General features: G+C 61.7%; 20 protein-coding genes. 18 read left to right on the top strand and 2 right to left on the bottom strand.

Annotated features, from left to right (window positions below; all coding sequences use genetic code 11):
• Positions 1-2 precede the first annotated feature (2 nt).
• The 8 genes from AC2FMN_RS15125 (at position 3) to rplA (ending at position 6501) form a co-directional block, all read left to right on the top strand.
• Entirely contained in the window at positions 3-461 is a 459-nt protein-coding gene (locus AC2FMN_RS15125) for a FixH family protein (RefSeq protein ID WP_496689166.1), read from the top strand.
• A gap of 4 nt (positions 462-465) precedes the next feature.
• Complete coding sequence (locus tag AC2FMN_RS15120; RefSeq protein ID WP_496689164.1) at positions 466-2643, top strand: heavy metal translocating P-type ATPase; 2178 nt, start codon at positions 466-468, stop codon at positions 2641-2643.
• A gap of 5 nt (positions 2644-2648) precedes the next feature.
• On the top strand, positions 2649-2807 hold the full coding sequence (ccoS, locus tag AC2FMN_RS15115) for a cbb3-type cytochrome oxidase assembly protein CcoS (RefSeq protein WP_496682852.1): 159 nt from the start codon (positions 2649-2651) through the stop codon (positions 2805-2807).
• A 79-nt stretch (positions 2808-2886) separates the two neighbouring features.
• On the top strand, positions 2887-3084 hold the full coding sequence (secE, locus tag AC2FMN_RS15110; protein ID WP_138842374.1) for a preprotein translocase subunit SecE: 198 nt from the start codon (positions 2887-2889) through the stop codon (positions 3082-3084).
• A gap of 241 nt (positions 3085-3325) precedes the next feature.
• The gene (gene nusG, locus AC2FMN_RS15105) at positions 3326-3859 is read left to right on the top strand and encodes a transcription termination/antitermination protein NusG (RefSeq protein ID WP_496689162.1); all 534 of its coding nucleotides are present in this window, start codon (positions 3326-3328) and stop codon (positions 3857-3859) included.
• Between the two features lie 160 nt (positions 3860-4019).
• Positions 4020-5129, top strand: a complete 1110-nt coding sequence (locus tag AC2FMN_RS15100) for a sugar-transfer associated ATP-grasp domain-containing protein (protein WP_496689160.1) — start codon at positions 4020-4022, stop codon at positions 5127-5129.
• Positions 5130-5351: 222 nt separating this feature from the next.
• A complete protein-coding gene (gene rplK, locus AC2FMN_RS15095) occupies positions 5352-5801 on the top strand; it encodes a 50S ribosomal protein L11 (protein ID WP_490360594.1) in 450 nt (149 codons plus the stop codon).
• Position 5802: 1 nt separating this feature from the next.
• Positions 5803-6501 carry a 50S ribosomal protein L1 gene (gene rplA / locus AC2FMN_RS15090; RefSeq protein ID WP_490360595.1) on the top strand — a complete coding sequence of 233 codons (699 nt, stop codon included), beginning with the start codon at positions 5803-5805 and terminating at the stop codon, positions 6499-6501.
• A gap of 75 nt (positions 6502-6576) precedes the next feature.
• On the opposite strand, the gene AC2FMN_RS15085 is transcribed toward rplA, so the two are convergent.
• Positions 6577-7848, bottom strand: coding sequence for a DUF2254 domain-containing protein (locus tag AC2FMN_RS15085; protein ID WP_496689158.1), 1272 nt, complete (start codon positions 7846-7848; stop codon positions 6577-6579).
• Positions 7849-8178: 330 nt separating this feature from the next.
• On the opposite strand from AC2FMN_RS15085, the gene rplJ reads away from it, so the two are divergent.
• The 6 genes from rplJ (at position 8179) to AC2FMN_RS15055 (ending at position 20703) form a co-directional block, all read left to right on the top strand.
• The gene (rplJ, locus tag AC2FMN_RS15080) at positions 8179-8697 is read left to right on the top strand and encodes a 50S ribosomal protein L10 (RefSeq protein WP_496682842.1); all 519 of its coding nucleotides are present in this window, start codon (positions 8179-8181) and stop codon (positions 8695-8697) included.
• A gap of 79 nt (positions 8698-8776) precedes the next feature.
• The gene (gene rplL, locus AC2FMN_RS15075; RefSeq protein WP_005980660.1) at positions 8777-9154 is read left to right on the top strand and encodes a 50S ribosomal protein L7/L12; all 378 of its coding nucleotides are present in this window, start codon (positions 8777-8779) and stop codon (positions 9152-9154) included.
• A gap of 251 nt (positions 9155-9405) precedes the next feature.
• Complete coding sequence (rpoB, locus tag AC2FMN_RS15070) at positions 9406-13545, top strand: DNA-directed RNA polymerase subunit beta (RefSeq protein WP_496682839.1); 4140 nt, start codon at positions 9406-9408, stop codon at positions 13543-13545.
• 173 nt (positions 13546-13718) lie between these two features.
• Positions 13719-15452: a hypothetical protein gene (locus tag AC2FMN_RS15065; RefSeq protein WP_496689156.1), complete on the top strand. Its 1734-nt coding sequence runs from the start codon at positions 13719-13721 to the stop codon at positions 15450-15452.
• A complete protein-coding gene (gene rpoC, locus AC2FMN_RS15060; RefSeq protein ID WP_496689154.1) occupies positions 15452-19699 on the top strand; it encodes a DNA-directed RNA polymerase subunit beta' in 4248 nt (1415 codons plus the stop codon). The genes AC2FMN_RS15065 and rpoC overlap by 1 nt, the downstream gene beginning before the upstream one ends.
• Before the next feature lie 134 nt (positions 19700-19833).
• Entirely contained in the window at positions 19834-20703 is an 870-nt protein-coding gene (locus tag AC2FMN_RS15055; protein WP_496689236.1) for a DMT family transporter, read from the top strand.
• Here the strand turns inward: AC2FMN_RS15055 and AC2FMN_RS15050 are convergent.
• Entirely contained in the window at positions 20688-21494 is an 807-nt protein-coding gene (locus AC2FMN_RS15050) for a glycosyltransferase (RefSeq protein ID WP_496689152.1), read from the bottom strand. The genes AC2FMN_RS15055 and AC2FMN_RS15050 overlap by 16 nt on opposite strands.
• A gap of 348 nt (positions 21495-21842) precedes the next feature.
• Between AC2FMN_RS15050 and rpsL the strand changes: the two genes are divergently transcribed.
• The 4 genes from rpsL to AC2FMN_RS15030 all read left to right on the top strand — a co-directional run.
• A complete protein-coding gene (rpsL, locus tag AC2FMN_RS15045; RefSeq protein ID WP_005980675.1) occupies positions 21843-22214 on the top strand; it encodes a 30S ribosomal protein S12 in 372 nt (123 codons plus the stop codon).
• Positions 22215-22229: 15 nt separating this feature from the next.
• Positions 22230-22700: a 30S ribosomal protein S7 gene (rpsG, locus tag AC2FMN_RS15040; RefSeq protein ID WP_005980678.1), complete on the top strand. Its 471-nt coding sequence runs from the start codon at positions 22230-22232 to the stop codon at positions 22698-22700.
• Positions 22701-22718: 18 nt separating this feature from the next.
• Positions 22719-24836, top strand: coding sequence for an elongation factor G (gene fusA / locus AC2FMN_RS15035; RefSeq protein WP_496682826.1), 2118 nt, complete (start codon positions 22719-22721; stop codon positions 24834-24836).
• Between the two features lie 62 nt (positions 24837-24898).
• The coding region (locus tag AC2FMN_RS15030) for an elongation factor Tu (protein ID WP_496689150.1) at positions 24899-25726 on the top strand (828 nt) is incomplete at its 3' end.

The following is a 25726-nucleotide window of genomic DNA, read 5'->3' as shown; positions in this document are numbered from 1 at the left end:
ACATGAGCGAACGGCAATTCACCGGCAAACATGCTCTGGCCGTATTCGTGGGGGCGTTCGGCGTCATCATCGCGGTCAACCTCGTTCTGGCCTACAGCGCGGTCAAGACGTTCCCGGGACTCGAGGTCAAGAACTCGTACGTGGCCAGCCAGGAGTTCAACGAACGTCTGCACGAACAGCACGCGCTGGGTTGGGACGCCACGGCTGAGACCAAGGGCGGGCTGTTGATTCTGCACATCACCGACGCGCAGGGCGATCCGGTGCGCGTGGCCGAATTGCAGGCCGTCGTGGGGCGTGCCACCCATGTGCGCGACGATTTCGCGCCGGATTTCACCTTTGACGGTGTGGCCTATTCCGCCCCGGCGACTCTGGCCGAGGGCAACTGGAACATCCGGCTGGTGGCGCGTGACCATGACGGAGCCGAGTTTTCTCGCCGCATTCCGCTGTATGTGAAGGGGTAATCCGATGAGCGGGCAGATCACGCCGACTGCTGCAGCCTGTCCCGGGTGCATTGCCGCCCCGGCTGATGCGGCCCGTCCGGTTCCGCCGGATGCACAGATCGCGTTGTCGCTGCCCGGCATTCACTGCTCAGCCTGTATCGCGAATGTCGAGCAGGCCCTGAACGCCGTGACCGGCGTGCAGGACGCGCGCGTGAACCTGACGCTGAAGCGGGCGCTGATCAAGGCCGCACCGAATCTGCGTGCCGCCGATCTGATCCCGGTGCTCGAACGGGTTGGATACGAGGCGCACGAGTTGGACGCCGGCGCGCTGTCCGCCACCCAGACCGACAAGGCCGGGCGCGATCTGCTGATGCGGTTGGCGGTTGCCGGCTTTGCCTCGATGAACGTGATGTTGCTGTCGGTGTCGGTCTGGTCCGGGGCCACGGACGCGACACGCGACATGTTCCACTGGATCTCGGCGGCGATCACACTGCCGGCGATCGCCTTCTCGGCCCAGCCCTTTTTCGAAAACGCCTGGAGCGCGCTGCGCGTGCGCCGCCTGAACATGGACGTGCCGATCGTGCTGGCAATCCTGCTGGCGCTGGTCACTTCGCTGTGGGAAACCGCGCTGAGCGGTAAGCATGCTTATTTCGATGCGGCGCTGACGCTCACCTTCTTTCTGCTGGCGGGGCGGTATCTGGATTACCGCACCCGTGCCGCCGCCCGCTCGGCGGCCGAGGAATTGACGGCGCTCGAGGTCCCCCGCGCCATTCGCCTGCGCAACGGGGCCGAGGAGGAGGTCGCCGTCGCGGCGCTGAAGGTGGGCGACCTGATACTGGTGCGCCCCGGCGCCCGCATGCCCGTGGACGGCGAGATCGTGTCGGGCCGGTCCGAGCTGGACCGGTCGTTGCTGACCGGCGAGACGCTGCCGGTATTCGCGCAACCCGGTACGCAGGTCAGCGCCGGTGAGGTGAACCTGACCGGCCCGTTGACGATCCGCGCCACGGCGGTGGGCGAGGACACCTCGCTGCACCGGATGGCTGATCTGGTGGCCATCGCCGAATCCGGGCGGTCGCGCTATACCTCGCTGGCTGACAAGGCGGCCAAGCTTTACGCGCCCGGCGTGCATATTCTGTCGGCGCTCAGCTTCGTGGGCTGGTACCTCTATTCCGGCGATATCCGTACGGCGCTGAACATCGCCGCCGCAGTGCTGATCATCACCTGTCCCTGTGCGCTGGGGCTGGCGGTTCCGGCGGTGACGACGGCGGCATCAGGGCGCCTGTTCCGCAAGGGGATGCTGATCAAGCACGCCACGGCGCTGGAACGTCTGGCCGAGGTCGACACGGTCGTGTTCGACAAAACCGGCACTCTGACCGCAGGTACGCCGGATCTGGTGAACCTGCCTGAAATCGCCCGGAACGATCTGGCCATTGCGTTGGCGCTGGCCGAGGCGTCGGCGCACCCCTTGTCGGTTGCCTTGGCGCGCGCGGCGCGGGATGCGGGGATCACCCCGGCAGATATCTCCGAGATCGCCGAGGTTCCGGGTTTTGGTACCGAGGGCCAGCATGCCGGACAGCGGGTGCGTCTGGGTCGGGCGGAATGGGTGGGCGCTCCGGACAGCGCCGAAACCACGGCCTGGCTGGCGGTGGGGGGCCGCGCGCCCGTTGCCTTCCGGTTTGTCGACAGCCTGCGCCCCGGAGCGGCCGAGGCAGTGCGCGCCCTGCGCGACGGCGGCAAGAATGTCATCCTGATCTCGGGTGATACGTCGAGTGCCGTGCAGGCTTTGGCCGAGAAGCTGGGTATCGAGAGCTGGATCGCCCGGGCCCTGCCGCAGGACAAGGCGGCCCACATCCAGAAGCTGACCGATCAGGGCCATCGCGTTCTGATGGTGGGTGACGGGCTGAATGACACGGCGGCGCTGGCGGCGGCGCATGTGTCGATCTCGCCAGCCTCGGCACTGGACGCGGCGCGTGTGGCCTCGGATATCGTGCTGCTGGGCACCGATCTGTCGCCGATCGCCGATGCCTGTCGGACTGCTGAAAAGGCAACGAAGCGGATTCGCGAAAACTTCCGGATCGCGACCATCTACAACGTGATCGCCGTGCCGCTGGCGGTGGCCGGCCTGGCAACGCCCCTGATCGCGGCCTTGGCGATGTCGACCTCGTCGATTACCGTATCCCTGAACGCCCTGCGCCTGAGGTGACCTGAATGGAAGTGCTGGCTTATCTGATCCCGATTTCCCTGTTTCTGGGCGGCGTTGGCCTTGTGGCCTTCATCTATACCGTGCGCACCAACCAGTATGATGACCCCGAGGGCGACGCCCGCCGCATCCTGAGCAACCAGTGGGATGATCACCCCAAGCCGTGACGGTCCCGTCGGCGGCCCTTGAAATTGCCGCAATGCCCGGCTATGTCCGGCCCATTCGCTAGCAGAGAGATCAAGCCTCATGGCCACCACAAACCCCATCCAGTTCATTCAGCAAGTCCGTGCCGAAGTCTCGAAGGTCGTCTGGCCGACCCGGCGCGAGGTGCTGCTGACCACGGTCATGGTGTTCATCATGGCGGCGCTGACCGCGGTGTTCTTCGCGCTGGTCGATCTGGGCATCCGCGGCGGGCTGCAACTGATCCTGGGTGCGTTCAACTAGGTCTGGACGCGCGGGTGGGGCCGCGCAGGAGATCCCGTCATAACGCCCTCTTGGCGCACTGCCCTCTTGCACAGCGTGCGATGTCGGTTTAGGTGACGCGGTACCTTACGGGATGGGCGTGCGGCGATTCGGGCTGCGCGCCGCTTTTTATTCCGGATCACGCGGCGGGGCCGCGACAGAATTTCAATTCCGGTGCGCCCTTTGACGCGGCGCGCCAAAGGCAAACAAGGACGGCAGGTTCATGGCGAAACGGTGGTACTCGGTCAGCGTTCTTTCGAATTTCGAAAAGAAGATCGCAGAGCAGATCCGCACGGCTGTGGCCGAACAGGGCCTTGAGGACGAGATCGACGAGGTTCTGGTTCCCACCGAAGAGGTGATCGAGGTGCGCCGCGGCAAGAAGGTCACGACCGAGCGCCGCTTCATGCCCGGTTACGTTCTGGTCCACATGGAAATGTCGGACAAGGGCTATCACCTGATCAACTCGATCAACCGGGTCACGGGTTTTCTGGGCCCGCAGGGCCGCCCGATGCCGATGCGCGACGCCGAGGTAAACCAGATCCTCAACCGCGTGCAGGAAGGCGAAGAAGCGCCGCGCACCCTCATCAGCTTCGAGGTGGGCGAGAAGGTCAAGGTCAACGACGGCCCGTTCGAGGATTTCGACGGCATGGTCGAAGGCGTGGACGAAGAGAACCAGAAGCTGAAGGTTTCGGTCTCGATCTTCGGTCGCGAAACCCCGGTCGAGCTGGACTTTACCCAGGTGACCAAGCAGGGCTGAAGGCTCTTCCATCATTTTATACGCGCCGCGATGTCACACGCATCGCGGCGTTTTTCATTTCGTGTGCAACGAGTCGGGGCGGGGCTTGTCTGCGCCCAAGTATCGACACATTTTTCTTGGATTTTTTCCAGCAGGGCAACAATCGAGGAACGGCTGAAAAATGACAGCTTTTGCGCAGGATGTAGAGGCCATCAAAGGCAAGGAGACGGTCAATGTTTCCAGTCAACTTGTAGAAGTCGCGCGTGCGACTGGCATAAGCCCGTTTTCGCTTGCTTTTGATTTTCTCAAGCTGCGCAGAAAAAGCGGCAAGCTGAAGTTCTATGAGTATTTCCTGTATGAACTCTATGACCGCGCGCGATGGTCGGATATCGAGCGCGAGGAATTCGTTTCCGCCCACATTCACTGGCCGCTCGTCAATGCCTGCAATGACGCACAGTGGTGGGCGTTGACCGAAGACAAATGGCTGTCCGCCTGTTTTCTCGAACATAACGGCGTGCCGACCCCGAAGACACTGGCCGTTTTTGACCGCAGCGCCCGCCATTTCGGCACTACGCCGAAGCTGACGAGCGGCGCAGACCTGAAGTCCTTCCTGTCGGCCCGGGGGCCGGCCCCTGTCTTTGCGAAGCCCATCGGTGGCATGTGGAGCGCCGGCGCCATGCGAATATCGGCGCATACCGACACGCATGTCATCGCGGATGGCCATGACCCGCAGACATTCGACGCGTTCGCCGACTCGGTCCTTGGTGAGATCCCCTACATCTTTCAGGACTGTCTCAAGCCGCACAGGTTCTTCGATGGCATCACCGATGCGATCGCAACCGTGCGTTGCCTGAACCTCATCGACGACAATCAGCTTTCCGTGCCGTTTGCGATGCTCAAGCTGCCCATGGCAGGCAATATCGCCGACAATTTCTGGCGTCCGGGCAACTTGTTGTGCAACCTCGACCCGGAGACCGGAGAAGTGAAGGGCCTGGCGGCCGTGGAAAATGGTCGCCGTGTCGCGTTGGATGCGCTGCCGGACTCGGAGCGTAAACTTGTCGGTGAAACGCTGCCGTTCTGGAACGATTTGAGGGAATTGAATCGGAAGATCGCGTTTCTGCATGCGGCGAACCACTTTGGGTCGACTGATATCGCACTGTCGGACGATGGGCCGGTTGCGGTCGAGGTCAACAACGGCTGTGCGTTCGAGCTCATGCAGATTGCGACGGGCAGAGGCTTTCTCGACAGCCGGATGCGGGCGTTCTTCAGCAAACACAACGTGAAACTCTAAGGCTTCGTCGCCGAAGTGCCGAGGCGCATGCGGGCCAGGCGGGCCCGTGTTAAGCTCCTATCGGCAGCCCCTTGCCAACCCCTCCTTTCCGCTGTAAACGCCGCCTCTATCGTCTTCGGGCGAGATTCTCTCGTGGGAGATCGCAGGGATCGCGATTCCGGATCGGACCACGCAACACAAACCGGGTGAAACGCGTTTCACCTACGTTGAAAGGAAAACCAAATGGCCAAGAAGCTTGCTGGTACGATGAAGCTGCAGGTTCCTGCAGGTCAGGCGAACCCGTCGCCGCCGGTTGGTCCGGCACTGGGTCAGCGCGGCATCAACATCATGGAATTCTGCAAGGCGTTCAACGCCAAGACCGCAGACATGGAGCCCGGCGCTCCGTGCCCGACCGTGATCACCTACTATCAGGACAAGTCCTTCACCATGGACATCAAGACGCCGCCCGCGTCTTACTACCTGAAGAAGGCGGCGGGTCTGAAGCCGGTCGGCAAGCGCAACCGCCCGAAAGGTGCGGAGAACCCCGGTCGTGAGACCGTGGCAACCGTGACCACCAAGCAGGTGCGCGAAATCGCCGAAGCCAAAATGAAGGATCTGAACGCGACCGACATCGAAGGCGCAATGAAGATCATCCTGGGCTCGGCCCGTTCCATGGGCATCGAGGTGAAATAAGATGGCAAAACTCGGTAAACGTACCCGCGCAGCACGCGAAGCCGTCGCCGGCAAGGAAAACCTGTCGGTCGAGGAAGCTGTCAAACTGGTCAAGGCCAACGCGACCGCGAAGTTCGATGAAACCATCGAAATCGCCATGAACCTGGGTGTCGACACCCGCCACGCCGACCAGATGGTGCGCGGCGTCGTCGGTCTGCCGAACGGCACCGGCAAGGACATGCGCGTTGCCGTTTTCGCCCGTGGCCCCAAAGCCGACGAGGCGAAAGAGGCCGGTGCTGACATCGTCGGCGCCGAGGACCTGATGGAAAGCATCCAGGCCGGCAACATCGACTTTGACCGTTGCATCGCGACCCCGGACATGATGCCGATCGTCGGTCGTCTGGGTAAGATCCTGGGCCCCCGCAACCTGATGCCGAACCCAAAGGTCGGCACCGTGACCATGGACGTGAAAGCGGCCGTGGAAGCAGCCAAGGGCGGTGAAGTTCAGTTCAAGGCGGAAAAAGGCGGCGTCGTGCATGCCGGTGTCGGCAAAGCCTCGTTCGACGAAGCCAAGCTGGCCGAGAACGTCCGCGCCTTCATTTCGGCCGTGGCCAAGGCCAAGCCGTCGGGCGCCAAAGGCACCTACATGAAGAAAATCGCGCTGAGCTCGACCATGGGCCCCGGCGTGACCGTGGACGTCGCAGAGGCTGCGGCTGAATAAGCCGACACGTTCCGACGGAATTTCGAACCCCGGGTGGCCCTGCTGCCCGGGGTTTTTCATTTCTCCGAGGGTGCTTCAGCCGGCATGACCGCCGAAAACCTGATGGGACACCTCACGGACGCGCGCCTTGTCAGCCTCGAGCCTGAGGTCGCGTTCTGCAATGGACAGCGCCTGGTCGGCGGCCTCTTGGGCCGCCTTCACCATGGCGGCATCTTGCGATTGTGCCAGCCGCGTCAATGCGTTCAGAAGAGCTTCGTGCACCTCGACCTTGTCGCCTGCATCTCTAGAAATGGCCGCATAGGCGTCGCGCAGATACAGATCCGTTGGGATCGCAGGCGCGTGGATTCTCGGGAAGCGCGGCTCGTCGGTGTGAAGGCGCCGTGCGCCAAGCGGCAAAAGAACTCGCAGTAGTCTCTCGACCATCTGGATCGCCGTCATCGGATCATTGATCCCGGGCGACAGCGCGCGTTGGGCGATTTCCGACAGGGTTTGAATGCCAAAGCGCGGATCCTGGTCAAAACTGCGCTCGGTTCCGATCACAAAGGCTTCCTGAATGGTCTTGCTGTCAATTTCCTTGGTGGTCTTGGCCAACGGTTCGCCTTCGATGACGAACTGCCCCGGCAGCGCAATGATCCATATCTCGCTGTCGTTTTCCTCGGCGCAGGAATTCAGCATTCCCACATCCACGTGCCGCACGTTCCCGGTGGCACTTGCCCTAACCTCGTGACTGGCCGGCGGAATGTCATCGGAGGCTTGGTAGGGCAAGGCGCCAAGGCAAGGGAGTTCGATGGATCGGGTGATCGTGTCCGTTGCGTTCTGTTCGATCTTCCGTGCTGTTTCGGAAATACTGCCGTAGCTGGGCAACTGGTCGATCCACAGCAGCAGGGCCAGCGTCACGAGGAAGATGACCACAAGCGTGAACGCCAGCGCTACGGCAATGGATTGCTGGGTGTAGACCCCGGTTTCAACCAGGATCAACGACACGAGGGCGAAGATGAAAGCGCCGAGAAAGGTCGCCAGCACGTTCTGCGAAACACTGTCTTCTTCGATCACCTGCTGCGCGCGCGGTGACGACTGGTTCGAGGCCCATCGCTGCGCCGCGACCATGATCGAAAGTGAGAATGTCGTAACGGCCAGCATCGACGATGCGAGAATAGCAAGAATCTTTGCCACCGCCTCGGCGCTCAGCCGTTGTGCAAGAAAATCCGGGACAAAGCCGCCCAGGTAGGTGCCAACTCCCGCGCTGACCACGGCCAACGCGGCGATCAGGCTGGTGCGAACCCACAATTGACGGGAAATCTGCCGGAACAGGAACTGCGGCTTTGAAATGGATTTCAGATCGATCATCCGTCGATCCTGTTCGGGTTTTCGGCTATTGTCTACCGGCTTGAGGAATGGGCCAATTTAGGCCTTGGAAACCCCGGCCATCTGCCCTAAAGAGAGCTACGGAATAAAGCGTGCGATTCGTCGTGCGCTTTATTTCGTTTCGTCCAAGACGGTGGGTGGGTCCATCCGGTCCCTTAATTTCCTGCCTGAGACGGGTAAGACCAAAAGATCGAGGGTCCCGCCCTCGGGCGATATTTTGGCTCCACCCCGTATCACGGACCTGAACGCCGTGGCGCAAGCTACGGCAAAATTGAGCCGGGATGAAATTTCGTCCCTAACTTGGAGAGAACTGTGGATAGAGCCCAGAAAGAGAAAGTGGTCGAGGAACTCGGCCAGATCTTCGAAAGCTCTGGCGTCGTGGTGGTTGCTCACTACGCCGGTCTGACAGTTGCCGAGATGCAGGACCTGCGCGCGCGTGCACGCGAAGCGGGCGGTTCCGTGCGTGTTGCCAAGAACAGGCTCGCCAAAATCGCCCTCGAGGGTAAGCCGTGTGCAAGCATGGCCGACCTGCTGACGGGTATGACCGTTCTAACCTATTCCGAGGACCCCGTGGCAGCAGCCAAGGTGGCCGAGGACTTCGCCAAGGAGAACAAGAAGTTCGAAATCCTTGGCGGTGCAATGGGCGAGAACGCTCTTGATCGCAAAGGCGTCGAAGCCGTCTCGAAAATGCCGTCGCGTGAGGAGCTCATTGCTTCGATCGTGGGCTGCATTGGCGCACCTGCTTCGAACATCGCCGGCGCGATTGGCGCACCTGCAAGCAACATCGCAAGCATCCTTTCCACCATCGAAGAGAAGGCGGAAGCTGCGTAAGCGGTTGGCACTGAATGATCTGCGTGGGGCGCATGCCCTGACGTTGGAACACACACTGTAAACGGAAAGAGCTGATACAATGGCTGATCTGAAGAAACTGGCAGAAGAGATCGTTGGTCTGACCCTGCTGGAAGCACAAGAACTGAAAACCATCCTCAAGGACGAGTACGGCATCGAGCCCGCAGCTGGCGGCGCCGTCATGGTCGCAGCTGGTGGCGATGCCGCCGGTGGCGCAGCCGAGGAAGAGAAGACCGAATTCGACGTCGTTCTGAAGAACGCCGGCGCTTCGAAAATCAACGTCATCAAAGAAGTTCGCGGCATCACCGGCCTGGGCCTGAAAGAAGCCAAGGAACTGGTCGAGGCCGGCGGCAAGATCAAAGAAGCTGTGTCGAAAGACGAAGCCGAAGAGATCAAGGGCAAGCTGGAAGCAGCTGGCGCCGAGGTCGAGCTGGCCTAAGTCGGTCTGCTGGTGCATCGCTGAAGCACCGCAAATTCTGGCTGGGTCCGGAGAAATCCGGGCTCAGCCGAACCTGTCTTAGAAAGGGCCCCATGCGGCGGGGTGTTTTCTAAGACGCGGTTCGCGGATCGGGAGGCTGCCACTCGGGACGGTGGCCATGAATTGATCCGGACGTGTCGTCTCGTATGGAAAAGGTGCCGGAGCCCGGCGGTGCCTTTCTCCGCTGAGAATATCGAAAGGTGACATCTGACATGGCTCAATCGTTCCTTGGCCAGAAACGTCTTCGGAAATACTACGGCAAAATCCGCGAAGTGCTGGAAATGCCGAACCTCATCGAGGTCCAGAAATCTTCTTATGATCTGTTCCTGCGCTCTGGCGATGCCGACCAGCCGACCGACGGCGAAGGCATTCAAGGCGTGTTCCAGTCGGTTTTCCCGATCAAGGATTTCAACGAAACTTCCGTGCTGGAGTTTGTGAAATACGAGTTGGAAAAGCCGAAATACGACGTCGAGGAATGTATGCAGCGCGACATGACCTACAGCGCGCCGCTGAAGGTCACCCTGCGTCTGATCGTGTTCGATGTCGATGAAGATACCGGGGCCAAATCGGTCAAGGACATCAAGGAGCAGGACGTGTTCATGGGCGACATGCCCCTGATGACGCCGAACGGTACCTTCATCGTGAACGGCACCGAGCGCGTGATCGTGTCCCAGATGCACCGCAGCCCGGGCGTGTTCTTCGACCACGACAAGGGCAAGACCCATTCTTCGGGCAAGCTGCTGTTCGCCTGCCGCATCATCCCGTATCGCGGCAGCTGGCTGGACTTCGAGTTCGACGCCAAGGACATCGTCTATGCCCGCATCGACCGTCGCCGCAAATTGCCGGTGACCACGCTGCTCTATGCGCTGGGCTTGGACCAGGAAGGCATCATGGATGCCTACTACAACACCGTGTCCTACAAGCTGGACAAGAAAAAGGGCTGGGTCACCCCGTTTTTCCCCGAGCGCGTACGCGGCACCCGCCCGACCTATGACTTGGTCGACGCCAAGACCGGCGAAGTCATTGCCGAGGCGGGCAAGAAGGTCACTCCGCGCGCGGTCAAGCAGTTGATCGACGAGGGCAAGGTTACCCACCTGCTGGTGCCCTTCGATCACATCGTGGGCAAGTTCGTCGCCAAGGACATCATCAATGAAGAAACCGGCGCGATCTATGTCGAGGCCGGTGACGAGCTGACGCTGGAATACGACAAGGATGGCGAGCTGATCGGCGGCACCGTGAAGGAGCTGATCGACGCGGGCATCACCGACATTCCGGTTCTCGACATCGACAACGTCAACGTCGGCCCCTACATCCGCAACACCATGGCGCAGGACAAGAACATGAACCGGGAAACCGCGCTCATGGACATCTACCGCGTCATGCGCCCGGGCGAGCCGCCGACCGTCGAGGCTGCCTCGGCCCTGTTCGACACGCTGTTCTTCGACAGCGAGCGCTATGACCTGTCCGCCGTGGGCCGCGTCAAAATGAACATGCGCCTGGCGCTAGACAAGCCCGACACCCAGCGCACGCTGGACCGCGAAGATATCGTAGCCTGCATCAAGGCGCTGGTGGAGCTGCGCGACGGCAAGGGCGACATCGACGACATCGACCACCTGGGCAACCGCCGCGTCCGCTCGGTCGGCGAACTGATGGAAAACCAGTACCGCGTCGGCCTGCTGCGCATGGAGCGCGCCATCAAGGAGCGCATGTCGTCGGTCGAGATCGACACCGTCATGCCGCAGGACCTGATCAACGCGAAACCGGCCGCGGCTGCCGTGCGTGAATTCTTCGGCAGCTCGCAGCTGTCGCAGTTCATGGACCAGACCAACCCGCTGTCGGAAGTCACCCACAAACGCCGCCTGTCGGCGCTTGGCCCCGGCGGTCTGACCCGTGAACGTGCGGGCTTTGAGGTGCGCGACGTGCACCCGACGCACTATGGCCGGATGTGCCCGATCGAAACGCCGGAAGGTCCAAACATCGGTCTGATCAACTCGTTGGCCACCTTCGCCCGCGTGAACAAGTACGGCTTCATCGAAACGCCCTATCGCGTCGTCAAAGACGGGCAGGTGACCGACGAGGTCCACTACATGTCCGCGACCGAGGAAATGCGTCACACCGTGGCGCAGGCCAACGCGACGCTGGACGAGAACGGCAAGTTCATCAACGATCTGGTCTCGACCCGTCAGGCCGGCGACTACACGCTTGCCCCGCGCGAGAACGTGGACCTGATCGACGTGTCGCCGAAACAGCTGGTGTCGGTTGCGGCCTCGCTGATTCCGTTCCTGGAAAACGACGACGCGAACCGCGCTCTCATGGGCTCGAACATGCAACGTCAGGCGGTTCCGCTGCTGCGCGCCGAGGCGCCGCTGGTCGGTACCGGGATCGAGGGCAAGGTTGCCATCGACTCGGGCGCTGCGATCCAGGCGAAGCGCGCGGGCATCATCGACCAGGTCGATGCCCAGCGTATCGTGATCCGCGCCACCGAAGATCTGGAGCTGGGCGATGCCGGCGTTGACATCTATCGTCTGCGCAAGTTCCAGCGGTCGAACCAGAACACCTGCATCAACCAGCGTCCGCTGGTGAAGGTGGGCCAGGAAGTCAAGAAGGGCGAGGTCATCGCCGACGGTCCGTCGACCGACATGGGTGAACTGGCGCTCGGCAAGAACGTGATCGTCGCGTTCATGCCGTGGAATGGCTACAACTACGAAGACTCGATCCTGATTTCCGAACGCATCGCGCGCGACGACGTATTCACCTCGGTCCATATCGAGGAATTCGAAGTCGCCGCCCGCGACACCAAGCTTGGCCCGGAAGAGATCACCCGCGACATCCCGAACGTCGGTGAAGAAGCGCTGCGCAACCTCGATGAGGCGGGCATCGTCTACATCGGTGCGGACGTCGAGCCGGGCGACATTCTGGTCGGCAAGATCACTCCGAAGGGCGAAAGCCCGATGACCCCGGAAGAAAAGCTGCTGCGCGCCATCTTCGGCGAAAAGGCATCCGACGTGCGCGACACCTCGCTGCGCGTGAAGCCGGGCGATTACGGTACGGTCGTCGAAGTCCGCGTCTTCAACCGTCACGGCGTCGAGAAAGACGAGCGTGCGCTGCAGATCGAGCGCGAGGAAGTCGAACGTCTGGCCCGTGACCGGGATGACGAGCTGGCGATCCTCGACCGCAACATCTATGCGCGTCTCAAGTCGATGCTGCTGGGCAAGACCGCCGTCAAGGGGCCGAAAGGCGTCAAGGCAGGCTCGGAAATCACCGAAGAGCTGCTCGAGTCGCTGACCCGCGGTCAGTGGTGGCAGCTGGCGCTGGAAGACGAGAAGGACGCGCAGGTCGTCGAGGCCCTGAACGAGCAGTACGAGGTGCAGAAACGCGCCCTGGATGCCCGCTTCGAGGACAAAGTCGAGAAGGTCCGCCGTGGCGACGACCTGCCGCCGGGCGTGATGAAGATGGTCAAGGTCTTCATTGCCGTGAAGCGCAAGCTGCAGCCGGGCGACAAGATGGCCGGCCGTCACGGGAACAAGGGTGTGATCTCGAAAGTCGTGCCGATGGAGGATATGCCGTTCCTTGCCGATGGTACCCCGGTCGACTTCTGTCTGAACCCGTTGGGTGTGCCGTCGCGAATGAACGTCGGTCAGATCCTTGAAACCCACATGGGTTGGGCCGCGCGCGGTCTGGGTCTGAAGATCGACGAGGCGCTGCAGGAATACCGCCGCTCGGGCGACCTGACGCCGGTGCGCGATGCGATGAAGCACGCCTATGGCGAGGACGTCTATGCCGAGGGTATCTCGAACATGGACGAGGACGAACTGGTCGAAGCGGCCAGCAACGTCACCCGCGGCGTGCCAATCGCAACCCCGGTCTTCGACGGTGCGAAAGAGGCCGACGTCAACGACGCGCTGGTTCGCGCCGGTTTTGACACCAGCGGCCAGAGCATCCTGTTCGACGGCCGCACCGGCGAGCAGTTCGCGCGTCCAGTGACCGTGGGCGTCAAGTACCTGCTGAAACTGCACCACCTGGTGGACGACAAGATCCACGCGCGGTCGACCGGGCCCTACAGCCTGGTGACCCAGCAGCCGCTGGGCGGCAAGGCGCAGTTCGGTGGTCAGCGCTTTGGTGAGATGGAGGTCTGGGCCTTGGAAGCTTACGGCGCCGCCTACACCCTGCAGGAGATGCTGACGGTGAAATCGGATGACGTCGCCGGCCGGACAAAGGTCTATGAGTCGATCGTCAAGGGCGAGGATAACTTCGAGGCGGGCGTACCGGAATCGTTCAACGTTCTGGTGAAAGAAGTCCGTGGTCTCGGCCTGAACATGGAGTTGTTGGACGCGGTTGAGGACGAAGGGTAAACCCTTTTGCCTACCGCGCCTTTAAAAAGCACCGGGATGGGCTTTGCCCATCCCGGTAAACGCAATCACGAGGGTTCTTGCATGAACCAGGTCACGCTCAGAGGTCTGCTGGTGGCGCCTGGCGCCAGTCGCGTCTTTCTGCGCCTGCCCGTTTCGGGTGGGGTGGAGGCGTAATGGCGGATCGTGTGTCCAGCGCAGCGGTTTCGGTCCCTGCTGCGGGGTCTGAAGGCGTGTTTCGTGACGTGGCTCTGCTTTTGGTGACAAATGCAGAGAACGAGCGTTTCGTGCCTGCGATCCTGCGAACATTGCAGCAGTTCTGGCGTGGACATCCGGAATGCATCGTTGTGACCAATGGTGCCTATGACGCCGATCCTGTCATTCGCACCGGCGGTGCGACCGTCACGGGCATTCTGGATGAGGCCGTACAGCAACTGCGCCGCGATCGTCCGAATCTACGGCATGTGTTTCTGCTGCAGGACGTGTTCTGTCCGCTCGCGCCGGTGGACAATGCGATGGTCGCCGCCGCCATGGAGAGCGTTCGTGCGCATGGCCTGAAATATGTCCTGTTCCAATGGCCGGGCGATTTCAGCAAAGCGCTTGACCCGGAAAGTGGTCCGGTGATCCGGGACGCTGGCCTGGAACTGACCCCGATCCGCTCAAACTGGGAAGCCGTGAATTCTCTGGCCCCGGCGTTGTGGAACCTTGATCACCTTGCGTCAGTCGCCGGCCACAAAGCCGCGGAAGGTTACGACAGTCTGCGTCTGTTCGAGCAGCCTTCTCAAACGAACGAAGTCCTGCACTACATGCAGATGGAGGCGTGGCCCGTGGTCGGTGGCGGGTTTCTGTCCGACGGCCAGATCAATCCCAAGGCGGTGTCGCGCAAGGAGTTTCCGGCGTCACCGTTGCTGTCGCAGCTGCGGGTCGAATATTGCGGTGTCGATAGCGCCAAGGCGGCCCGCCGCAAATATGATCTGGGCAAAATCGCCGGATGGTTCAAGCGTGGGTCCGAGCGGCGGCGCCGCTGGAAAGAGATCGCAGCGCGTGAACCCAGTGCGGGACCGTCGGACGTGTTTCATGACACGGTCCTTCTGGTGTCGACCTACTCGAAGAACGAACATTACATCCCCGCCGTGTTGCACACGGTCGACCGGATGTGGCCGGGTCATCCGGACTGTTTCGTTGCGACGGACGGGGATCTGGACGTGCCCAACACCCTGCGGTTTCCCGGTCGCAGTTTTGTTGAAATCCTGGGCGATGCCGCGCGCAGGATCAAACAGGATAGACCGGATACCCGGTTCGTGTTTCTGATGCTCGAAGACCTGTGCCCGCTTGGACCGGTGAACACCCCAATGATCGAGGCGGCCGTGGCAAAGGCGCGGACGCATGGCCTGAAATATGTGCTTTTCCCGTGGCATGGTGATTTTACCTGGACCTATGACCGGACGGTTGGGCCGACCTTCTTCGGTCCGGACATGGAACTGGTTCCAATGCGGCGGGACTGGGAGGCGCCGAATTCGCTAGTGGCTGCGCTTTGGGACATCGATCACCTGATATGGATGGCCGAGCAGAAGCTGGAAGCCGGCATCCACGACCCTTGGCGGTTCGAGTTCGAATTGCCCGGAAACCCGCATGTACACTATATCCAAGTCAATGGATGGCCCACGGTGTGCGATGGGTTCATGGTCGGCGGAAAGCTGAACGACCTGGCGCCCGCCGACCCCGATTTTCCGCCAACCGCGATCATGTCGAAACTCCGCAAACAGTATTGCGGGGTCGACAACCAGATAATTGCCCGATTGAAATACGGCTTGAAAACACTGTCCGAAGCGATCAAGGCGCGCCTGGCGCGCAAACCGGCAAAGGACACCAAAGTGACTGAGACGGCCAAACCTGCTGGAGACCTGTGATGAATCAGGAACTGACCCAAGGAAACAATCCCTTCAACCCGCTGACCCCGCCCAAGGTCTTTGATGAAATCAAGGTCTCGCTGGCGTCGCCGGAACGGATCCTGTCTTGGTCTTATGGCGAGATCAAGAAGCCGGAAACCATCAACTATCGCACGTTCAAGCCCGAGCGTGACGGCCTGTTCTGCGCGCGTATCTTTGGCCCGATCAAAGATTACGAATGTCTGTGCGGCAAGTACAAGCGGATGAAGTATCGCGGCGTCGTCTGCGAGAAATGCGGTGTGGAAGTCACCCTGCAGAAGGTCCGCCGCGAGCGTATGGGCCACATCGAACTGGCCGCGCCCGTCGCACATATCTGGTTCCTGAAATCGCTGCCCTCCCGCATCGGTCTGATGCTGGACATGACCCTGCGCGATCTGGAACGCGTTCTGTATTTCGAAAACTATGTCGTCATCGAGCCCGGTCTGACCGACCTGACCTATGGCCAGATGCTGACCGAGGAAGAGTACATGGACGCGCAGGATGCCTATGGCATGGACGCGTTCAAGGCCAATATCGGCGCCGAAGCCATTCGTGAGATGCTGCAGAACATCGACCTCGAGGCCGAGGCCGAGCAGTTGCGCGCGGATCTGGCCGAAGCCACCGGTGAGCTGAAGCCCAAGAAGATCATCAAGCGTTTGAAGGTCGTCGAATCCTTCCTGGAATCGGGCAACCGCCCGGAATGGATGGTGATGACCGTGATCCCGGTCATCCCGCCGGAACTGCGCCCGCTGGTGCCGCTGGATGGTGGCCGTTTCGCGACCTCGGATCTGAACGATCTGTATCGTCGCGTCATCAACCGGAACAACCGTCTGAAGCGTCTGATCGAACTGCGCGCGCCTGACATTATCGTCCGCAACGAAAAGCGGATGCTGCAGGAATCGGTTGACGCCCTGTTCGACAACGGCCGTCGTGGCCGCGTGATCACCGGCGCCAACAAGCGTCCGCTGAAATCGCTGTCGGACATGCTGAAGGGCAAGCAGGGCCGCTTCCGCCAGAACCTTCTGGGGAAACGCGTCGACTTCTCGGGCCGTTCGGTCATCGTGACCGGCCCCGAGCTCAAGCTGCACCAGTGCGGCCTGCCCAAGAAGATGGCGCTGGAGCTGTTCAAGCCGTTCATCTACTCGCGGCTGGAAGCCAAGGGTCTGTCTTCGACCGTGAAACAGGCGAAGAAGCTGGTCGAGAAAGAGCGCCCCGAAGTGTGGGACATCCTCGACGAGGTGATCCGCGAGCACCCGGTGATGCTGAACCGTGCGCCGACGCTGCACCGTCTGGGCATTCAGGCGTTCGAGCCGGTTCTGATCGAAGGAAAGGCGATCCAGCTGCACCCGCTGGTTTGTTCGGCCTTCAACGCCGACTTCGACGGGGACCAGATGGCCGTTCACGTTCCGCTGAGCCTTGAGGCACAGCTGGAAGCGCGCGTGCTGATGATGTCGACGAACAACGTTTTGTCGCCTGCAAACGGCGCGCCGATCATCGTTCCGTCGCAGGACATGATTCTGGGTCTGTACTATCTGACCCTGGAACGCGAAGGCATGCCGGGCGAAGGCAAGGTGTTCGGCTCGATCGAAGAGGTCCAGCACGCGCTGGACGCGGGTGAGGTGCACCTGCACTCGAAGATCACCGCGCGGATCACCCAGATCGACGAAGAGGGCAACGAGGTTCAGAAGCGCTATGAGACCACGCCGGGCCGCGTGCGCCTGGGGGCTCTGCTGCCCAAGAACAACAAGGCGCCGTTCGATCTGGTCAACCGTCTGCTGCGCAAGAAAGAGGTGCAGCAGGTCATCGATACCGTCTACCGCTATTGCGGTCAGAAAGAGTCGGTGATCTTCTGTGACCAGATCATGTCGATGGGCTTCCGCGAGGCGTTTAAGGCGGGCATCTCGTTCGGCAAGGACGACATGGTAATCCCGTCCGACAAATGGGCCATCGTGGACGAGACCCGCGAGCAGGTGAAGGACTTTGAACAGCAATACATGGACGGCCTGATCACCCAGGGCGAAAAGTACAACAAGGTCGTGGATGCCTGGTCGAAGTGCAACGACCGCGTCACCGAGGCGATGATGAACACCATCTCGGCCGTCCAGAAGGACGAGAGCGGCGCCGACAAGGAGCCGAACTCGGTCTACATGATGGCGCACTCCGGTGCCCGTGGCTCGGTCACGCAGATGAAGCAGCTGGGCGGCATGCGCGGCCTGATGGCCAAGCCGAACGGTGACATCATCGAAACGCCGATCATCTCGAACTTCAAGGAAGGTCTGACCGTTCTTGAGTACTTCAACTCGACCCACGGCGCCCGCAAGGGTCTGTCGGATACCGCTCTGAAGACGGCGAACTCGGGTTACCTGACCCGCCGCCTGGTGGACGTGGCGCAGGACTGCATCGTGCGCGAGCATGATTGCGGCACCGACCGCGCCATCACTGCCGAGGCCGCCGTCAATGACGGCGAAGTGGTCGCCTCGCTGGCCGAGCGCGTTCTGGGCCGTGTCGCGGCCGAGGACATCCTGCGCCCGGGTTCGGACGAGATTCTGGTCGCTGCCGGCCAGTTGATCGACGAACGCATGGCCGACGCGATCCACGAAGCCGGTGTCCAGTCGGCCCGCATCCGCTCGCCGCTGACCTGCGAAAGCGAAGAGGGCGTCTGCGCCATGTGCTATGGCCGTGACCTGGCACGCGGCACCATGGTCAACACCGGCGAAGCGGTCGGTATCATCGCCGCCCAGTCGATCGGTGAACCCGGCACCCAGCTGACGATGCGGACCTTCCACATCGGTGGTGTTGCACAGGGTGGCCAGCAGTCGTTCCAGGAAGCCAACCAGGACGGCGTCGTCGCCTTTGAGAACCCGCAGATCCTGGTCAATGCCGCAGGTGAAAGCCTGGTCATGGGCCGGAACATGAAGCTGGTGATCAAGGACGAGCACGGCGAAGAGCGCGCCAGCTTCAAGCTGGGCTACGGCTCGAAGCTGTTCGTCAAGGATGGCGACAAGGTCAAGCGCGGCGACAAGCTGTTCGAGTGGGACCCCTACACCCTGCCGATCATCGCCGAGAAGGCCGGTACCGCGAAATATGTCGACCTGGTCTCGGGCATCGCTGTGCGGGACGAGACCGACGATGCAACCGGCATGACTCAGAAGATCGTGATCGACTGGCGTGCGGCGCCGAAAGGCAGCGACCTGAAGCCGGAAATCATCCTGGTGGACGAAAACGGCGAGCCGGTCCGCAACGATGCGGGCAACCCGGTTCACTATCCGATGTCCGTGGATGCGATCCTGTCGGTCGAGGACGGCCAGAAGATCGAGGCCGGCGACGTCGTTGCGCGTATCCCGCGCGAAGGCGCCAAGACCAAAGACATCACCGGTGGTCTGCCGCGTGTGGCCGAACTGTTCGAGGCCCGTCGCCCCAAGGATCACGCGATCATCGCCGAAATCGATGGTTACGTGCGCTTTGGCCGCGACTACAAGAACAAGCGCCGCATCTCGATCGAACCCGTCGACGAATCGATGGAGCCTGTCGAATACATGGTGCCCAAGGGCAAGCACATCCCGGTGCAGGAAGGCGACTTCGTGCAGAAGGGCGACTATATCATGGACGGCAACCCGGCTCCGCACGACATCCTGTCGATTCTGGGCGTCGAGGCTCTGGCCGACTACATGATCAACGAGGTGCAGGAGGTCTATCGTCTGCAGGGCGTGAAGATCAACGACAAGCACATCGAGGTCATCGTGCGCCAGATGCTGCAGAAGTGGGAGATCCTCGACTCGGGCGATACCACCCTGCTGAAGGGCGAACATGTCGACAAGCAGGAGTTCGACGCGGCCAACGAAAAGACCATCGCCCGCGGTGGTCGTCCGGCCCAGGGCGAGCCGATCCTGCTGGGGATCACCAAGGCGTCGCTGCAGACACGTTCGTTCATCTCGGCGGCATCGTTCCAGGAAACCACCCGCGTGCTGACCGAAGCCTCGGTTCAGGGCAAGAAGGACAAGCTGGTCGGCCTCAAGGAGAACGTCATTGTCGGCCGCCTGATCCCGGCGGGTACCGGTGGCGCGACGCAGGCCGTGCGCCAGATCGCACAGCAGCGTGACAACGTGGTCATCGAGGCCCGTCGCGAAGAGGCCGAGGCCGCAGCCGCCCTGGCGGCTCCGGTGATCGACGACGACGTGATGGGCGACGATCTGGACGCGCTGATCGAAACCCCGGAAAGCCGCGAGTAAACTCCGATTTCCGTGGAACGAAACAGGCCCCGCATCTGCGGGGCCTTTTTCGTTTTTCCGAGTGCTCCCGGCATATTGACAACGGGCCGGTGGCGCGGGCCAATGGGCCGGTGATTTCCCAATGGGCCATTTCGATGACTCCGAACGTCAAGGGCGCGCTGCTGATGATGGGCAGCATGGCCGCCTTCACCGTGAACGATACGCTGGTCAAAGCGGCTGGACAGGATCTGCCGCTGTTTCAGCTGGTTGCGATGCGCGGGCTGCTGGCCACTACCCTGGTGTTTCTACTGGCGCGGCGTCTGGGCGCGTTGCACCTGCGGTTTTCCGGCCATGACAGGGTTCTGGTGGCGGTGCGCTCGCTGTCCGAGCTGTTGGCCACGTTCTTCTTTCTGACCGCGCTGATGCACATGCCGCTGGCCAATGTGACGGCGGTTCTGCAGGCGCTGCCGCTGACGGTGACCCTCGGCGCGGCAATGTTCTTCGCCGAACCGATCGGATGGCGGCGAGTTCTGGCCATCGCCATGGGGTTTGCTGGAATGCTGTTGATCGTGCGGCCAGGGCCGGACGGGTTCAGCCTGTATGCACTTTATGCGCTGGTAGCTGTCATGTGCGTGACTGCGCGCGACTTGATCACGCGGCGGATGTCGTCTGAGGTCCCGTCGATGGTGGTGACGCTGGCGACATCGCTGACGATCACCCTGGCGGCGGCCGTGGCCTCGGTGTTCCAGGGATGGGTGCCCGTCGCCGCGCCGACGGGTCTTCTGATCGGCTCGGCTGCCATTTTCGTTTTGCTGGGGTATCTGTTCAGCGTGATGGTCATGAGGGTGGGCGAGGTCGGGTTCGTCGCGCCGTTCCGCTATACCAGCCTGATCTGGGCGCTGGTGCTGGGCTGGGCGGTGTTCGGCGACTGGCCAGACCGGCTGACGATGCTGGGCGCGGTGCTGGTCGTAGGGGCGGGGCTGTTCACCCTGTTCCGCGAGCGGCGGCTTCAAGCCTCGGAGTAGCCGCGGCGGACGGCGTCAGCGTCGATTGCGAACCGGGTGCGGAACAGGTCCCGCTCTGCATCGTCAAGGGGGGGCAGGGCGCTTCGGTTGGTTCGCGCCTTTTGCGAGTCGTTGAAGCCGTTGAACGTTCGGACCCACATCGGCCGATCGGGCACCGTGACCACCGGCATGAACCGTCCCATGCGCTGATGGGCGAAATTCATGATGGTCAAGGGGCAGCCGCCTTGGACAAGCATACCCAGACCCACGCCCAGCAGTTTGCGCCGGACCGGCTTGGCCTGCACGCCGAAGGGACCGAACCGGGCCAGATACCCCTGGTCGAAATCAATCGCCACGGACAGGTTGCGGGCCGCGAGCTCGGTCGCCTCAACCGCCGCCTGCCGCAAGCTTTCGATGAAGTCGACCGCGACGGCGTCATCGTCATCCTGCCGGAACTGCAGGCAGGGCCGGTCAGGATGACGGCGGGCGTCGTTGAGGATCTGCTTCATCACCGCGCGATGCCGTCCGGGCTCGCGCTCGATGATCCTGACCTGCGGCATTCCGGCCGTCAGGTCGCGCAGGCGAGCCTTGGCCGGTGACGGCAGGCAGGTGCCGGTCACGATGATCAATTCGAAATCGGGGTCGGTCTGGGCCTTCAGGCCCGGCAGGGCGCAGGTTTCGAACAGGCGGAAGCGCTCGACCAGACGGTCGGTACGGTACAGGTGGCGGCGCCGGGCCTCGATCGTGTCATGTTCGGTCTGGTACCCACCGATCGCAGGGTAGGAGAACCGGCACAGGCCAATGACTTGCATGATCTCGTCCGCTTGGGTATCGCCACGCCGGACTATGCATCGGCCCGCCGCAGGCTGCAACAGGGGCCATTTCCGGCCAGTGCGGCCGTGGCTGTTGACACTTGGGCCGACTCCCCCTATACGCCCGTCATCTCGGTATGGGGGCCGCCCCGAAACCGAAATCAGAAACGGACTGGTCAAGGCCCGGACAATTTTGTCGTTCGCGCCCTCTGATAACCAACCGCGACGTTCACCTCGGAATGGGAACGCTCGCGGGTTTTGCGCTTGTGGACGCATTGGCGCAGCGAAGTTAACCGCACGCAATGCGCGTGCATGTCATGTGTGTTGCAAAACGGGGAAGAAACCGGAATGCCAACTATTCAGCAGCTGATCCGCAAGCCGCGGCAGCCCAAAGTGAAACGCTCGAAGTCCATGCACCTGGAGCAGTGCCCGCAGAAGCGCGGCGTGTGCACCCGCGTGTACACTACCACGCCGAAGAAGCCGAACTCGGCCATGCGGAAGGTCGCCAAGGTGCGCCTGACCAACGGATACGAGGTCATATCGTACATCCCCGGTGAAAGCCACAACCTGCAGGAGCACTCGGTGGTCCTGATCCGTGGCGGCCGTGTGAAAGACCTTCCGGGTGTCCGTTACCACATCCTGCGCGGTGTTCTGGATACCCAGGGCGTCAAAGACCGTAAGCAGCGTCGTTCGAAATACGGCGCGAAGCGTCCCAAGTAAGAAGGAGAGGCCGAGATGTCCCGTCGTCACGCCGCCGAAAAACGCGAAGTCCTGCCTGACGCCAAATTTGGCGACAAGGTTCTGACGAAATTCATGAACAACCTGATGATCGACGGCAAGAAGTCGGTCGCCGAGCGCATCGTCTACAACGCCTTCGACCGCATCGAAAGCAAGATCAAGCGCGCACCCGTCGAAGTGTTTCACGAAGCGCTCGACAACATCAAACCGTCGGTCGAGGTCCGCTCGCGCCGGGTTGGTGGTGCAACCTATCAGGTTCCGGTCGAAGTGCGCCCCGAGCGCCGCGAAGCGCTGGCAATCCGCTGGCTGATCGCCGCCGCGCGCAACCGCAACGAAAACACCATGGAAGAACGCCTCGCCGGTGAATTGCTGGACGCCGTACAGTCCCGCGGTACTGCCGTTAAGAAGCGCGAAGACACCCACAAGATGGCCGAGGCGAACAAAGCCTTCAGCCACTACCGCTGGTAACCCTAGAGGCTTATCCAAATGGCACGCGAATATCCGCTCGAACTATACCGTAACTTCGGTATCATGGCGCACATCGACGCAGGCAAGACCACCTGCTCGGAGCGTATCCTGTATTACACCGGCAAATCCCACAACATCGGTGAGGTGCACGATGGTGCAGCCACCATGGACTGGATGGAGCAGGAGCAGGAACGCGGCATCACCATCACCTCGGCTGCGACCACCACATTCTGGGAGCGCACCGAGGACGGTAAGACCGCCGATACCCCCAAGCACCGCCTGAACATCATCGACACCCCCGGCCACGTTGACTTCACCATCGAAGTGGAGCGCTCGCTGGCCGTTCTCGACGGTGCCGTCTGCGTTCTGGACGCAAACGCCGGTGTTGAACCCCAGACCGAAACCGTGTGGCGTCAGGCTGACCGCTACAAGGTTCCGCGCATCGTGTTCGTCAACAAGATGGACAAGATCGGTGCCGACTTCTTCAACTGCGTGCGCATGATCGAAGACCGCACCGGCGCGCGCGCCGTTCCGGTCGGTATTCCGATTGGCGCCGAGAATGAGCTGGAAGGCCTGATCGACCTGGTCACCATGGAAGAATGGCTGTGGCAGGGCGAAGACTTGGGTGCAAGCTGGGTCAAGGCTCCGATCCGCGACAGCCTGAAGGACATAGCCGAAGAGTGGCGCGGCAAGATGATCGAAGCCGCCGTCGAGCAAGACGACGACGCCATGATGGAATACCTGGAAGGCAACGAGCCCGACATCCCGACCCTGCGCAAACTGCTGCGCAAGGGCACTCTGGCGCTGGACTTCGTTCCGGTTCTGGGTGGTTCGGCGTTCAAGAACAAAGGTGTTCAGCCGCTGCTCAACGCCGTGATCGACTATCTGCCCAGCCCGCTGGACGTTGTCGACTATATGGGCTTCAAGCCTGGCGACGAGACCGAAGAGCGCAACATCGCCCGTCGTGCCGATGACAACCAGCCCTTCGCTGGCCTGGCGTTCAAGATCATGAACGACCCGTTCGTCGGTTCGCTGACCTTCACCCGGATCTACTCGGGCGTGCTGAACAAGGGCGACTCGATCCTGAACTCGACCAAGGGCAAGAAAGAGCGCATCGGTCGTATGATGATGATGCACTCGAACAACCGGGAAGAGATCGAAGAAGCGTTTGCAGGCGACATCATCGCGCTGGCGGGTCTGAAGGACACCACCACCGGTGACACCCTGTGCGACGCGAAGGATCCGGTGGTTCTGGAAACCATGACCTTCCCCGATCCGGTGATCGAGATCGCGGTCGAGCCCAAAACCAAGGGCGACCAGGAGAAGATGTCGCAGGGTCTGGCCCGTCTGGCCGCCGAAGACCCGTCCTTCCGCGTGGAAACCGACCTGGAATCGGGTCAGACCATCATGAAGGGCATGGGCGAACTTCACCTGGACATCCTGGTTGATCGTCTGAAGCGCGAGTTCAAGGTCGAAGCCAACATCGGTGCGCCGCAGGTGGCCTATCGTGAGACCATCTCGATGCCGATTGAACACACCTACACCCACAAGAAACAGTCGGGTGGTTCGGGTCAGTTCGCCGAGGTCAAGCTCGAGATCACTCCGACCGAACCGGGCGAAGGGTATTCGTTCGAAAGCCGCATCGTGGGTGGCGCCGTTCCCAAGGAATACATCCCGGGTGTCGAAAAAGGCATCCAGTCCGTCATGGACAGCGGCCCGCTGGCCGGCTTCCCCGTGATCGACTTCAAGGTTGCTCTGCTGGACGGTAAATTCCACGACGTCGACTCGAGCGTTCTGGCGTTCGAAATCGCGGCGCGGATGTGCATGCGCGAAGGTCTGAAAAAGGCCGGCGCGAAACTGCTGGAACCGATCATGAAGGTCGAAGTGATTACCCCGGAAGAGTATACCGGCGGTATCATCGGCGACCTGACTTCGCGTCGGGGCCAGGTGTCTGGACAAGAGCCGCGCGGCAACGCGATCGCCATCCAGGCCTTCGTGCCGCTGGCGAACATGTTCGGCTACATCAACACCCTGCGTTCGATGTCGTCGGGCCGTGCCCAGTTTACCATGCAGTTCGACCACTACGATCCGGTTCCGCAGAACATCGCGGAAGAGATCCAGGCGAAATACGCCTAAGCGACAAAGTTTGAGGGGGCCCGGTCTCCGGGCTCCCGTCATTACCGAAAAAGGAGGCCATCATGGCAAAGGAAAAGTTTGAGCGTACAAAACCGCACGTCAACATCGGCACGATTGGCCACGTTGACCACGGCAAGACGACGCTGACCGCAGCGATCACCAAGTATTTCGGCGACTTCAAGGCGTATGACCAGATTGACGGTGCGCCGGAAGAGAAGGCGCGCGGCATCACCATCTCGACCGCCCACGTGGAATACGAGACCGACAACCGCCACTATGCGCACGTCGACTGCCCCGGCCACGCCGACTACGTCAAGAACATGATCACCGGTGCGGCGCAGATGGACGGCGCGATCCTGGTTGTGAACGCAGCTGACGGCCCGATGCCGCAGACCCGCGAGCACATCCTGCTGGGCCGTCAGGTTGGCATCCCGAAGATGGTCGTGTTCCTGAACAAGGTTGACCAGGTTGACGACGAAGAGCTGCTGGAACTGGTTGAGATGGAAGTCCGCGAACTGCTGTCCAGCTACGAATATCCTGGCGACGACATTCCGATCATCGCGGGTTCGGCTCTGGCCGCGATGGAAGGCCGCGACCCGGAGATCGGCGAGAACAAGATCCGCGAGCTGATGGCGGCCGTTGACGAGTACATCGACACGCCCGAGCGCGCCGTTGACCAGCCGTTCCTGATGCCGATCGAAGACGTGTTCTCGATCTCGGGCCGCGGCACCGTTGTGACCGGCCGTGTCGAGCGTGGCGTGATCAACGTCGGCGACGAGATCGAGATCGTCGGCATCCGCGACACGCAGAAGACCACCTGCACCGGTGTCGAGATGTTCCGCAAGCTGCTGGACCGCGGCGAAGCCGGCGACAACATCGGCGCGCTGCTG

The sequence above is a fragment of the Ruegeria sp. BHSC037 genome (genome assembly GCF_059613045.1).
The sequence above is the reverse complement of the archived record's forward strand: the minus strand, read 5'-3'. Positions and strand labels throughout refer to the sequence as shown.